Consider the following 13,128-nt stretch of genomic DNA (forward strand, 5'->3'; position numbering starts at 1 on the left):
GATAAAAAAGGATACATTCGTACAAATTTGATTTGCATTTTTATGGCGTTAGAAATAGAACGAAAATTTTTGGTTAATTCAGATAGCTTTAAAGAAGAAGCCTATCAAAAAAACTATATAAAACAAGGTTTTTTAAATTCTAATAAAAACAGAACTGTTCGTATAAGAATTATGGACGATAAAGGTTTTTTAACCATAAAAGGGAAGTCTAATAAAAGCGGAACTTCTCGTTTTGAGTGGGAAAAAGAAATTTCTAAAAACGAAGCTGAGGAGTTATTTTTTCTTTGTGAAAAAGGAAGCATTGAAAAATATCGCTATCTTATTAAATCTGAAAACCACATATTTGAAGTTGATCAATTTTTAGGTAAAAACCAAGGTTTAGTGGTTGCTGAAATAGAATTAAAATCAGAAAATGAGATTTTTTCAAAACCAAATTGGTTAGGAAAAGAAGTAACAGGTAAAAAAAAATATTACAATTCAAATCTTTCTAAAAAACCATTTTGTAATTGGTAATTAAATGTGGTAATAGATTGCCATAAAGTGGAAAAAACTCCCACCTAAAACAAAAACATGAAAAATTGCATGGTTATATGGAAGCTTGCTAATTGAATATAAAATGGCTCCTATTGTATATGAAATTCCACCTGCAACTAAATAAAAGAAGGCGCTTTCCGAAAGACTTTCCATTAGTGGTTTTATAAAAAACATAACTTGCCAACCCATTAAAATATACAATGCTGTTGAAATTTTGTCAAATTTACCTGTAAAAAACAGTTTTAAAATTACGCCAGATAAAGCAAAAATCCAAACAGCAATAAATAGTTGACAACCTAATTTTTCAGGCAACGCTATTAAACAAAAAGGTGAATAACTTCCAGCAATTAGAACATAAATTGCTGCATGGTCAAATATATTTAGCTTTCTTCTTATGTTAGGTTTTTTTGCTGCATGATAAAAAGTGGATGCTGCATACAAAACAATTAAGCTTAAACCGTAAATAACTAAACTTAAATGTTGCCACAGGTGATGATAATTAAAAGATTTCTGCACTAAAAAAGGTAATGCAATTACACTAAGTAATAAACCAAAACCATGTGTAAGAACATTTAAAAACTCTTCTTTTTTACTATAAAGGTGATTTAATTTCTCGCTCATTATTAGGTCTATTTGTATCTTTCATGTACGCTTTGTTGTTATTTAATTCATTAAAAACTAAATCAAAAACTTGTTTTTTTAAAGCTTCTTTATTTTCAATTGTTAGCCCTTTTGTTTCTATTGTGTTTAATTGTTTTACTCTAAAAGTTCCTGGATGTCCTTTAAAAAAATTCCATGAAAATAAACGTTTAGCATCGTAATAAATTTGTGTTACAATTGGCATTTGATATTCGATAGATAAACTAAACGCACCATTTGTAAAAGGTGCCAGAATAACATTTTCTGTTGGCACCAAACCTTCAGGGAAAATAGCAATACTTAAACCAGATTCTAATCGTTTTTTAATTCTAGCATATACTTGTTTTCTGCTTTTAGGATCATTTCTATCAACCATTACGACTGCTTTTTTATAGAAAAACCCAAAAATAGGAAGTTTTACTAATTCTTTTTTCCCAACAAATAAAAGTGGATTTTTATTCATAGCAATCATTATCCATGGATCTAATAAAGAGGCATGGTTTGCAACAAACATGTAGCTTTTCTTTGGATTTAATTTTTCTTTTTTATCAATTTTTAAACGGAAACCCATTCCGTAGATTAAGAAAAAAGACCAAATTCTTATCATTTTCCAAAATGAATTATAGTACTTTTCATCAGATAAAAGCACTAATAAAAATGGAATCATTACAAGAACTGAGACAATCATGAGTAAATAAAACCAAATTCGCCAAATTAATCGAAAAGGGTAAAGTAGGTATTTCATCTATTTAGTACTTGTTATACAGTAGTTTAACTGCGTTTGTTGTAGCGTTTTTTATTTATTAAATGCTCATTATGAGCTTTCATAAATGCTAATGTAGTAATATTCTTTATGTTTGATTATTTTTGCTATTCAAAATAACAGAAATGGCAAGAATATTAACAGGAGTTCAAAGTACAGGAACACCACATTTAGGAAATTTATTAGGCGCTATTTTACCAGCCATAAAAATGGCTAATGAATCTAGCGATCAATCTTTTTTGTTTATTGCAAATTTGCATACACTAACACAAATTAAAGATGGAAATATTTTAAGAGAAAACACTTACAGTACAGCTGCAGCTTGGCTTGCATGCGGTTTAGATATAAATAAAACTGTTTTTTATCGTCAAAGTGATATTCCAGAAGTTACCGAATTAACATGGTACTTAAGCTGTTTTTTTCCATACCAAAGATTAACGTTAGCCCATAGTTTTAAAGATAAAGCAGATAGGTTACAAGATGTAAATGCAGGTTTATTTTCGTATCCAATGTTAATGGCGGCAGATATTTTATTATACGATGCAGAAATTATTCCTGTTGGAAAAGATCAATTGCAACATATAGAAATGACACGTGATGTTGCTAGTAGATTAAATAATATTGTTGGAGAAACACTTATTGCTCCTCAAGCAAAAATTCAAGAAAACACAAAATTAGTTCCAGGAACTGATGGCGAAAAAATGAGTAAATCAAGAAACAATACTATTAATATTTTCCTTTCTGATAAAAAACTTCGCAAGCAAATTATGGGAATAAAAACGGATAGTTTAGCGTTGGAAGAACCTAAAAACCCGGATACTGATAATGTGTTTGCACTGTATAAATTATTAGCATCTGAAGCACAAATTGCTGAAATGAGAATTAAATATGAAGCAGGAAACTACGGTTACGGTCATGCAAAACAAGAATTGTATGAGTTAATAGTAGATAAGTTTGCAATTATTAGAGAGCGTTATAATCATTTTATGGAAAATAGAAATGAAATTGATGCTGCTTTAGCTATTGGTGCAGAAAAGGCTAGAGTTGTAGCGCAAGATGTTTTACAGAGAACTAGAGCTAAATTGGGTTATTAATTTAAAAAATAGACAATGAAAAAAATACTTTTTATATTTTTCTTTGGAATAATAGCCTGCTCACAAAAGACAAGTAAAACTCAGGTTGTTGAGGTTTCTTGCGGTCAATGTAAATTTGGGTTAGATACACAAAAAGGATGTGATTTAGCGGTAAGAATTAACGATACTGCTTATTTTGTTGATGGAGCACATATTGATGAATTTGGAGACGCACACGATATAAATATGGGTTTTTGTAACGTAATTAGAAAAGCAGAAGTTACAGGCGAAATCGTTGAAAACAGATTTGTTGCCAGTGAATTAAAACTGATAGATTAATCCAAAATTAAAATAATAAACATAAAAAATCCGAAGTAAAATTTTACTTCGGATTTTTTATACTGCAAATTGCTACTAAATACTGCAAACTAAATTATGGCGCAGGATTTGGCATTGCGCTATGCACTGCTTCAATTTCTTTTAAAATTTCTTCAGATAAATCGATATTTATTGAGTTAATATTCTCTTTTAACTGACTCATTTTTGTAGCGCCAATAATATTACTAGTTACAAATGGCAATTGATTTATAAACGCCAATGATAATTCAGTTAATGTAAGTCCGTGTTTTTTGGCAATTTTTTGATATTCAACAACTGCTTTTAAAGAACCTTCGGTCATATAACGAGCAATAAAACGAGGAAATAATGTTCCTCTTGCGCCTTCAGGTAAATTACCGTCTAAATATTTTCCAGATAAAACACCTTGTGCTAATGGAGAATATACTAATAAACCAATATTTTCTCTCATAGAAACTTCACTCATACCAACTTCATAACCACGATGAATTAATGAATACGAATTCTGAATTGTACTCATTCTTGGCAGTTTGTGTTGCTCAGAAGTTTGCATGTATTTCATGGTTCCCCAAGGAGTTTCATTAGACAAACCAATGTGTTTTATTTTTCCTTGTTGAATTAAATTTTGCAAGGTTTCTAAAATCTCTAAATGATTTTCTGCTTCCTTAGTTGAATATTTATAAGGATAATCTCTAACACCAAAACAGTTTACACCTCTATTTGGCCAATGTAATTGATACAAATCTATATAATCGGTTTGTAGACGTTTTAAACTTCCTTCTACTGCATCAATAATATTTTGTTTCGAGAATCCGCCAGTTCTAATATGTTTAGTGTAATCGCCACCACCAGCAATTTTAGACGCTAAAACAACCTTGTCTCTGTTTCCTGTTTTTTTAAACCAAGAACCAATAATTTTTTCGGTTGCTCCATACGTTTCTGGCGTTGCAGGAACCGAATATAATTCTGCAGTATCCCAAAAATTAACTCCTTGTTCAAGAGCGTAATCCATTTGTTCGTGTCCGTCTGCTTCGGTATTTTGATTTCCCCAAGTCATTGTTCCTAAACATATTTTAGAAACTTTTACATCGGTATTTGGTAAAGTTGTGTATTTCATATTTTGTTAGTTTCTATTAAGGTATTCGGTTAAACTTCTGTTTTTTAGTTTTTTAATTAATGAAAAAAAAGCAATTGATAAAATTAATAAATATCCTAAAATGACTTTTGTTGTTCCAAATTGAGCCATTCCAAGAATTAAACTGCCAATTCCTTGTTTACCACCAGCAATTTCATATTCGTATCCTTTTGCAATTTGACTTGCTAAGTAAAAAGTCCAAAGGAATATTCCTGAAACAAATAAAATTGCAAATAAAGGAGCTTTAGCGTGTTTTAATACGGAAGGCTTTTTTCTTGAATATTCTAATTTTGATAATTTTTCTTTCAAGTAATTAAAGATTTCGTCTTTAATTTTTAAATTATCGATTTTAATTTCCTCGTCTGAATCATTACCATAAAAAATTGTAATTAATTTTTTTTTTTGGATTTTCAACACTTTTTATATAAGCGAAAGGAATATTAAAAATTTCATTAGGAATTATTTCTTTTTCAAATTTCGAAATTAATTCAGATTTTATATATTTTTTAGAACTCCCAATATAGATAGAATCTTCAGTAACAACTATTATGTTATTATTTAAAAACCAATATTTCATTTTTAACGAGGGTTTGTTTAAACTATTTTAAAATCGCTTCAATTCCTGGTAATGTTTTTCCTTCTAACATTTCTAACATTGCGCCTCCACCAGTAGAAACATAACTCACTTTGTTACCAAAACCAAATTGTTTAACTGCGGCAACAGAATCTCCGCCACCAACAAGAGAAAATGCTCCATTCTGTGTTCCTTCTGCTATTGCATTTCCAAGTTCAATTGTTCCAGTTGCAAATTTTTCCATTTCAAAAACACCTAAAGGCCCGTTCCATAAAATGGTTTTAGATTTTGCAATAACGTCTGCAAATTTCTCAGAAGTTTTGGGTCCGCAATCTAAGCCCATCCAACCATCAGGAATTTCATTTGTATTTACAAGTTGTGTGTTAGCATCATTCGAAAAATCGTCAGCAATTAATGCATCAACTGGTAAATGAATCTCTGTATTTTGTTCTTTAGCTAGTTTTAAAATTGATAAAGCTAATTCTAATTTATCATCTTCCACTAAAGAATTTCCAATTTTACCGCCAAGTGCTTTTATAAAGGTAAACGTCATTCCGCCACCAACAATTATATGATCTACTTTTTCAATAATATTTTCAATAACACCAATTTTTGAAGATACTTTTGCGCCTCCTAAAATTGCGGTTACTGGTTTTTCGGAATTATTTAAGACCTTATCAATGCTTTCAATTTCTTTAGCTAACAAGTTTCCAAAGCACTTGTTTTCTGCAAAAAATTGTGCAATAATAGTTGTTGATGCATGTGCTCTATGCGCAGTTCCAAAAGCATCATTTACATAAATATCTCCCAATTTAGAAAGTTGTTTGGCAAAGTCAACATCACCAGATTTTTCTTCTGGATGAAAACGTAAGTTCTCTAATAATAACACTTCACCATTTTGTAAGTTAGCTACAGCTTCTTCTGCTTTTTCGCCAACACAATCAGTTGCAAATTTTACCTTAACACCAATTACATTGGTAACTTCTTCTACAATATGTAGTAGCGAAAATTTATCTTCAATTCCTTTTGGACGTCCTAAATGCGACATTAAAACGCAACTACCGCCATCTTCTAAAACTTTAATAATAGTAGACTTAGCAGATTGAATTCGAGTATTATCTGTAACTTCAAATTTATCATTTAAAGGCACATTAAAATCTACTCTAATTAATGCTTTTTTGTTTTCGAAGTTAAAATCGTTAAGTGTTTTCATTTAATTGGTGTGTTTTCAACAAAAATACTTTATTATTTAGGTTTACAGAAATTGAAAACCTAAAAATTAAAATATCGATTTCGTAATTTTATCTCTTATATTTGTTGCTATGCTATTTAGTGAAATTATAGGTCAAGAACACATAAAAAAACATCTGCAAATTTCTGCTGAAAACGGAAGAATACCACATGCACAATTATTTGTAGGTAAAGAAGGAAGCGGTACTTTGCCAATGGCAATAGCTTATGCACAATTTTTATTGTGTAATTCTTCTGAAAATAATGAAGCTTGTAATATTAAATGTAACAAGTTACAACATCCGGATTTGCATTTTGCTTTTCCTGTTACTACAAACGATTCCGTAAAAAAACATCCTGTTAGTAATCTGTTTTTAGAAAATTGGCGAACATTTATAGCAGAAAAACCTTACGGAAGCCTATTTAGTTGGTTGCAACATATTGGTGTAGAAAATAAACAAGGTATTATTGGTGTTGACGAAGCACAAGATATTGTAAAAAAATTAACACTAAAAAGTTACGAAGGAGGTTTTAAAGTGATGATAATTTGGATGGCAGAAAAAATGAACATTGCTGCCGCAAATAAATTATTAAAACTGATTGAAGAACCACCAAAAGACACAGTTTTTATTTTAATTACAGAAGATGAAGAGCAGATTATAAATACCATAAAATCTCGTTGTCAAGCATTATACTTTCCTATTTTAAGTGAAGAAAACATTGTCTCAACTTTAATAAGTGAAGAACAAGTTGAAGAAAACGAAGCTATAAGAATAGCACATCAAGCTAACGGAAATTACAATAAAGCATTACAATTATTAAACGAAAACTCTAACGATTTACAATTTGAACAATGGTTTATAACCTGGATTAGAGCAGCATTTAAAGCAAAAGGAAACGCAGCGGTAATTCAAGAATTAATTGCTTGGTCTAACGAAATAGCAGGAACAGGAAGAGAAACGCAAAAACAGTTTTTACAATATTGTTTGCAGTTTTTTAGACAAGCAATGTTGCTTAATTATGCTTCCGAAGAGTTGGTTTTTTTAGAAACAAAGACACCAAAATTCAACTTGAAAAATTTTGCACCATTTGTGCATAGTGGAAATATTTTATTGATAGAAAAGGAGTTAAACGAAGCACAATATCATATAGAAAGAAACGGAAATGCTAAAATTATTTTATTGGATGTTTCTATGAAGTTAACACGTTTTTTACATCAAAAAGAAGAAACGGTTTAATTATTGATGAATGAAAAACCTAATAAATTACTAATTACTAATTGCTAAACTTTAAAAACATATCGTTACGAATTCGCATATTTCTTGCGATGATTCTCTTGGTTTTATTGGCTTCAGTTTTAATTGCTGGTGTAACAATAATTCAATATGATGAACAAACAAAAGAATATAATGAAAAGCGTTTTGAGCGTAAAGAAGAAACAATAAAGAAAGATATAGAAATTGAATTAACAAGAAGAACAACTTTTGCTGTAAATACAGAAAATTTACAATATATTTTCCAAAACAGAATTTACGAAATTTCCCAAGTACATAAGTTAAATATAACAATGTACAACATGAATGGAGAATTACTAAAATCCTCTAAACCAGTAGCTTTTGAAAAAGTTGATATAAAACCTCTGTCAATAGAAGTAATAAACGAATTAGCTAATAGTTCTAATCATAGAATTTTAAAGGATGATACACAAGAAGAAGTTAATTATCAATCTTCTTATACATATATCAATGATCCAAAATTTAAAAGGATTGGTATTTTAGAATTACAAATAGCGCAAGACAATACAGAACAGCAAAGAGAACTCGAAGAATTTATGTCGCGTCTTGGTTTTGTGTACGTTTTTATGTTTTTAATCGCCATTGCACTTGCCTATTTCTTATCGAGTTACATAACACGATCTATTCAAACAATTTCTGAAAAAATTAAAGAGACACGTTTAAATAAACGAAATGAGAAGATAACATTAGGCTCTGCTAGTTCAGAGATAAATTCGTTGGTAGAATCTTATAATAATATGATTGACCAATTGGAAGATAGTGCTGTAAAATTAGCACAAAGTGAACGTGAGCAAGCTTGGCGAGAAATGGCAAAACAAGTAGCACATGAAATTAAAAACCCGCTTACTCCAATGCGTTTAACTGTACAGAGTTTTGAGCGAAAATTTAATCCAGAAGATCCTGAAATAAAAGGAAAAATGGCTGAATATAGTGAAACCCTTATTCAGCAAATAGATGTAATGAGTTCTATTGCATCTGCTTTTTCAGATTTTGCTAAAATGCCCACTCAAAGACGAGAACAACTAGATGTTATTGACGTAGTTAAACACGCCTTAGATATTTTTACTGAAGATTATATCGAGTATATTCCGAAAGAAGAAAAAATCGAAGCCAACCTAGATAAAACACAATTAATTAGAATTGTAACTAATTTAGTTAAGAATGCTACACAAGCTATAAATGTTGAAGAAAATCCACAAGTTGAAGTTGTAGTTTTAAGAGAAAAAAATAATGTAAAAATTGTTGTTTCCGACAATGGGAAAGGAATTTCCGAAACCAATAAAGAATTAATATTTGAGCCTAAATTCACCACAAAAACAAGTGGAATGGGCTTAGGTTTAGGAATAATAAAAAATATAATTGAAGCTTATAACGGAACCATTTCTTTTACTTCAACGGAAGGAAAAGGAACTGTTTTTACCGTAATTTTACCAAAAGAATAACCAATTGTCATTTCTGTGTAGGCAGGAATCTAAAAACAATCTAAAAAATGAATTTCGAAAACATCTTAGTATCAAATAACAATGGTCTAGCAACAGTAACAATTAATAGGCCAAGTAAATTAAATGCTTTAAACAAAGCAACTATACACGATCTACACACAGCTTTTGAGGCTTTAGAAGATGATGAAACCGTAAAAGTAATTGTGGTTACTGGAAGTGGAGAAAAAGCATTTGTTGCAGGAGCAGACATTTCTGAATTTGCAAATTTTTCTGTTGAAGATGGAGGTAAATTAGCTGCTTTAGGACAAGATATGTTATTTGATTTTGTAGAAAACCTTTCAACACCAGTTATTGCAGCCGTAAATGGTTTTGCTTTGGGTGGCGGATTAGAATTAGCAATGGCGTGTCATTTTAGAATTGCCTCAGACAATGCAAAAATGGGTTTACCAGAAGTTTCTTTAGGTGTAATTCCTGGTTATGGAGGTACACAACGTTTACCACAATTAGTAGGTAAAGGAAAAGCAATGGAATTAATTATGACTGCCGGAATGATTTCTGCTGAAGAAGCAAAAGCCTACGGATTGGTAAATCACGTAGTTTCTTTAGAAGAATTAATGCCACTTGCAGAAAAATTAGCTAGTAAGATTATGCGTAATTCTTCTGTAGCAATTACAGCAGCAATTAGAGCTGTAAATGCAAATTTTGAAGATGGAGTAAATGGTTTTGAAGTAGAAATTTCTGAATTCGGAAACTGTTTTGGTACAGAAGATTTTAAAGAAGGAACAACAGCATTTTTAGAAAAACGAAAAGCTAATTTTCCAGGAGCTTAGTATGAAAGAGATTCTCAAAAAAATAGTTCTTTCCTCTTTCTTAATTTTAATTGTTGCCAACTCTTTTGCTCAACAATTTAAAGACAGCGTGTATAAGAAAGAGTTTTTAAAACTGGTAGATTCTGTTAATAAATATCAAGACAATACAAGAGAGTCTTTACAATATCTTAGAGGTCTTTTAGATTTGTCAGAAAAGAACAAAGATACTTTGAGAATTATTCAAATGTTGCATAATTATGCTAGACAAAGTCAGTTTGTTAATGAGAATTACCAATCAATCAAATTATTTCAAAAAGAAATAGAATTACTTATTAATAACAATTTATCTGAAGAAGAAAAGGCTTTTTTAAATAGAGCGAAAATTGCTCCTATTGAAGTATATACTCAACAAGGAAATAATTACGCTGCAATTGGAGAAACAAAAATTGCGTTAGATTATTTTTATAAAAGTGTTGACATAGCAAAAGAAGAAAACCTACCATTTTATAAAGCAGTACTTCCTGTTTTAATTGGCGGAATGAAATCTGAAGCAGGAGAATATAAAGAAGCTTTAAAATACTACAAGAAAGGATATTCTTTATTACAAAGCACTCAAGAAATAGATGAATTAAATAGAAAGTTTAATAGTTCTCTTACAATTATTAGTATGAGTAATGTGTTTTTTAAGTTAAATGAAATTGACTCTGCAAAATATATTTTAGATCTTGGTTTTAAACAAAAATTAGATACAATTTCTGGGATAACAAATATTAATTTTCAAACTCAAAAAGCAAAAATATTAGTCGAAGAAGGTAAGTATGATGAAGCTTTAAAGCAGTTTGAATATATAAAGAAAGTGTCTAAAGAGTATGATTCTAAATCTGGAGTTTCTTACTATTATAATGACTTAGCAACGTATTATAGTAAAATTGAAAATTATGAAGAAGCTGCTAAAATAATGGAAGAAGGAATTTTTGCTGCAAAGAACAAAACCAAAGAGTTTAATCTGGTAGATGATTATAAAAAACTAGCTAAAATTTACAAAAAAAATGGAGATTTAGAAAAATCTAATGAGTATTTCGAAAAGTATGTTTTAAATCAAAAAGGATTAGAAAAGAGTAAAAACAACATAATAGATTCTTTTCATAACAAAGAAGTTTTGGATTTAGAGTTTGAAAAAAAGGTGCAAAAGAAAACTACATTATATCTTTTGTTAGGTTGTGGTTTTCTAATATCAATATTAGCTTTTTATGCATTCTCTATTTCTGTGAAAAGAAAGAAAGAAACATTAAAGTTTAAAGAGTTAATTTCTAAAATTGACATTCTTAAAGAAGATAAAAAGAGCGAAATTATAAGTACTAAAGATGTTATTTCTGAAGATAAAAATACATCTGAAATTAACCCAGAAACGTATCAACAAATAGTTGAAGGTTTAGAAAAACTGTCGAGTCAAAATTATTATCTAAAAAAAGAGTGTAGTTCATATACAATTGCTAAAAAAATTAAGACAAACACAACTTACTTATCTAAGGTTATTAACTTGCATTATCAAAAAAACTTTAATACTTATATCAACGATCTTCGTATAAATTATTCAATATTAAAATTAAAAGAAGATTTAAGATTTAGAGCTTATTCTGTGCAATCTATTTCAGAAGAATTAGGTTATAAAAGCCCAGATTCATTTACTAAATATTTCAAGAAAAGAACAGGTTTGTTACCTTCAATTTATATTAAAAAATTGAACTCTATTTCTTAAAAAATAATAATATTTTACTCTTTTAAGCCCTAAATTTAAAAATTTAGGGCTTGTTGTTTTATCAAACTTCGTTTATGTTTAATTAGTGTTAAGGTGCTTATATTGAGGTAAACACGTTTTTTTTTAAGAGCCCTATTTCCTTAAAAACAGGTTGGCTTTGCTTGTAGAATGTTTTTTAAATTCAAATCTTTGTAAGAGAAATTTACGAATATTTAAAATAACTTAATTATGAAGAAAACAAAAAAAACAGCAGTAATAATAATTTTATTTATATGTCTTGGAGGTTTGGTTGGTTACACAGTTGGTTCTGTAGTAAAAAGTTCGGATCGATCAAGTACTATTCTTCAGGTTTTAAAAGACAATTGCAACTGTAAAGAGGTAAATCAAATTATATATGCAAAAGGAATTCAATTTGGGGCAAATGGATTAAGTACAGAGAAAGGAGAATTTCAGTTAGTAGATTGTGAGTTTACATCTGTAAAAGATGAAGTAACAAAAATTCAGAAATTATTAAAATCTGATGTAAAAGATTTTGATAAAGTAGATTTATTGGAACTTGAGTTTGTGAATAGCGAAAACTCTGAAACGGTTATAATTAAAAATGGAAAAATTCAATAAGCATGATAACAATTATAATAAAAATAACCTTAGAAGCATTAGATTTAGTAACAGACTTATTAGCATTAATTTTTTAATTAAAAAAAGGGAATCAAATTAAATCCTTTCAAATGTTTTTGTTGAGGATTAGATTACAACTTAAGTAATTATGGGAAGCAAAATTATAGAATTTATAGGCATTATCTTTACAATACAGTTTGTGTTAGGTATACATGAACTCGGTCACTTAGTAACTGGTCTAATACAAGGATTTCAATTTGAATTATTTGTTGTTGGACCTCTTGGAATTAAAAGAGAAGATAATAAAATTAAGGTTTATCTTAATAAGAATTTAGCCTATTATGGAGGTGTAGCTGCGGTTTTACCTGTTGATGATAATCCTAAAAACATTAAAAAGTTTGCAAATGTAATTTTAGCAGGCCCTTTATCATCGTTAGTTTTGTCTATTATTTGCCTTATTTTTACGTGTTTTTTTAATTTTTCTGGAGAATTATTTATGTTCATGGCAGGTTTTACTTCATTCGGTATATTTTTAGCAACTACAATACCTTCAAAAACAGGAACTTTTTTTTCTGATAGAAAACGTTACCAAAGACTAATTTCTAAAGGTAAAGAAAGAGAAACAGAAATAGCTTTATTAAGAATAATAGGAATTTATGGAAGAGATAATTCTTATAAAAATGTGAATATTGATGATATAAACCTAGTAATTCAGGATACACATTACCAATATTTTGGAATTTTCTGCAAATTAAGTTTTCAGCATGAAACAACGGGTAGTTTTGATATTAAAACAAAAGCCAATTTTGATGAGCTAACATTTACAATGCCTAAGTCATTTGTAAAAGTAATTGCTAAAGAATTAGATAAGTTAATACAGGTAGCCAATTAAAAAAACAA

General features: G+C 29.2%; 15 protein-coding genes. 9 read left to right on the plus strand and 6 right to left on the minus strand.

The window, feature by feature from the left end; translation table 11 throughout:
- Positions 1-42: 42 nt before the first annotated feature.
- Complete coding sequence (locus LPB136_RS12000; protein ID WP_072556557.1) at positions 43-513, plus strand: CYTH domain-containing protein; 471 nt, start codon at positions 43-45, stop codon at positions 511-513.
- On the opposite strand, the gene trhA is transcribed toward LPB136_RS12000, so the two are convergent.
- Both trhA and LPB136_RS12010 read right to left on the minus strand, forming a co-directional pair.
- Positions 514-1,155, minus strand: a complete 642-nt coding sequence (gene trhA / locus LPB136_RS12005) for a PAQR family membrane homeostasis protein TrhA (RefSeq protein ID WP_072556558.1) — start codon at positions 1,153-1,155, stop codon at positions 514-516. It abuts the gene before it with no gap.
- Complete coding sequence (locus tag LPB136_RS12010; protein ID WP_158009657.1) at positions 1,127-1,840, minus strand: lysophospholipid acyltransferase family protein; 714 nt, start codon at positions 1,838-1,840, stop codon at positions 1,127-1,129. The genes trhA and LPB136_RS12010 overlap by 29 nt, the downstream gene beginning before the upstream one ends.
- A gap of 221 nt (positions 1,841-2,061) precedes the next feature.
- On the opposite strand from LPB136_RS12010, the gene trpS reads away from it, so the two are divergent.
- Together trpS and LPB136_RS12020 are read left to right on the plus strand one after the other, a co-directional pair.
- Positions 2,062-3,030, plus strand: a complete 969-nt coding sequence (trpS, locus tag LPB136_RS12015) for a tryptophan--tRNA ligase (RefSeq protein WP_072556560.1) — start codon at positions 2,062-2,064, stop codon at positions 3,028-3,030.
- A 15-nt stretch (positions 3,031-3,045) separates the two neighbouring features.
- On the plus strand, positions 3,046-3,348 hold the full coding sequence (locus LPB136_RS12020) for a DUF6370 family protein (protein WP_072556561.1): 303 nt from the start codon (positions 3,046-3,048) through the stop codon (positions 3,346-3,348).
- 94 nt (positions 3,349-3,442) lie between these two features.
- Here the strand turns inward: LPB136_RS12020 and LPB136_RS12025 are convergent, their stop codons facing one another.
- Genes LPB136_RS12025 through LPB136_RS12040 form a run of 4 tightly spaced genes read right to left on the minus strand, consistent with a single transcriptional unit; the run spans position 3,443 to position 6,288 of the window.
- Positions 3,443-4,483: an NADP(H)-dependent aldo-keto reductase gene (locus LPB136_RS12025; protein WP_072556562.1), complete on the minus strand. Its 1,041-nt coding sequence runs from the start codon at positions 4,481-4,483 to the stop codon at positions 3,443-3,445.
- Positions 4,484-4,489: 6 nt separating this feature from the next.
- Positions 4,490-4,918, minus strand: a complete 429-nt coding sequence (locus LPB136_RS12030; protein WP_162272278.1) for a hypothetical protein — start codon at positions 4,916-4,918, stop codon at positions 4,490-4,492.
- The gene (locus tag LPB136_RS12035) at positions 4,872-5,078 is read right to left on the minus strand and encodes a hypothetical protein (RefSeq protein WP_072556564.1); all 207 of its coding nucleotides are present in this window, start codon (positions 5,076-5,078) and stop codon (positions 4,872-4,874) included. Before LPB136_RS12035 ends, LPB136_RS12030 begins: the two co-directional genes overlap by 47 nt.
- Before the next feature lie 22 nt (positions 5,079-5,100).
- The gene (locus LPB136_RS12040) at positions 5,101-6,288 is read right to left on the minus strand and encodes a phosphoglycerate kinase (RefSeq protein WP_072556565.1); all 1,188 of its coding nucleotides are present in this window, start codon (positions 6,286-6,288) and stop codon (positions 5,101-5,103) included.
- Between the two features lie 109 nt (positions 6,289-6,397).
- Between LPB136_RS12040 and LPB136_RS12045 the strand changes: the two genes are divergently transcribed.
- The 6 genes from LPB136_RS12045 (at position 6,398) to LPB136_RS12070 (ending at position 13,120) form a co-directional block, all read left to right on the plus strand.
- Positions 6,398-7,543 carry a DNA polymerase III subunit gene (locus tag LPB136_RS12045; RefSeq protein ID WP_072556566.1) on the plus strand — a complete coding sequence of 382 codons (1,146 nt, stop codon included), beginning with the start codon at positions 6,398-6,400 and terminating at the stop codon, positions 7,541-7,543.
- 89 nt (positions 7,544-7,632) lie between these two features.
- A complete protein-coding gene (locus tag LPB136_RS12050) occupies positions 7,633-9,042 on the plus strand; it encodes a sensor histidine kinase (RefSeq protein ID WP_072556567.1) in 1,410 nt (469 codons plus the stop codon).
- A gap of 47 nt (positions 9,043-9,089) precedes the next feature.
- A complete protein-coding gene (locus tag LPB136_RS12055) occupies positions 9,090-9,872 on the plus strand; it encodes an enoyl-CoA hydratase/isomerase family protein (RefSeq protein WP_072556568.1) in 783 nt (260 codons plus the stop codon).
- Position 9,873: 1 nt separating this feature from the next.
- Positions 9,874-11,610, plus strand: coding sequence for a helix-turn-helix domain-containing protein (locus tag LPB136_RS12060; RefSeq protein WP_072556569.1), 1,737 nt, complete (start codon positions 9,874-9,876; stop codon positions 11,608-11,610).
- Between the two features lie 228 nt (positions 11,611-11,838).
- Complete coding sequence (locus LPB136_RS12065; RefSeq protein WP_072556570.1) at positions 11,839-12,228, plus strand: hypothetical protein; 390 nt, start codon at positions 11,839-11,841, stop codon at positions 12,226-12,228.
- Between the two features lie 148 nt (positions 12,229-12,376).
- Positions 12,377-13,120, plus strand: coding sequence for a M50 family metallopeptidase (locus LPB136_RS12070; RefSeq protein ID WP_072556571.1), 744 nt, complete (start codon positions 12,377-12,379; stop codon positions 13,118-13,120).
- Positions 13,121-13,128: the final 8 nt, after the last annotated feature.

The organism is Tenacibaculum todarodis (assembly GCF_001889045.1).
Classification (GTDB): domain Bacteria; phylum Bacteroidota; class Bacteroidia; order Flavobacteriales; family Flavobacteriaceae; genus Polaribacter; species Polaribacter todarodis.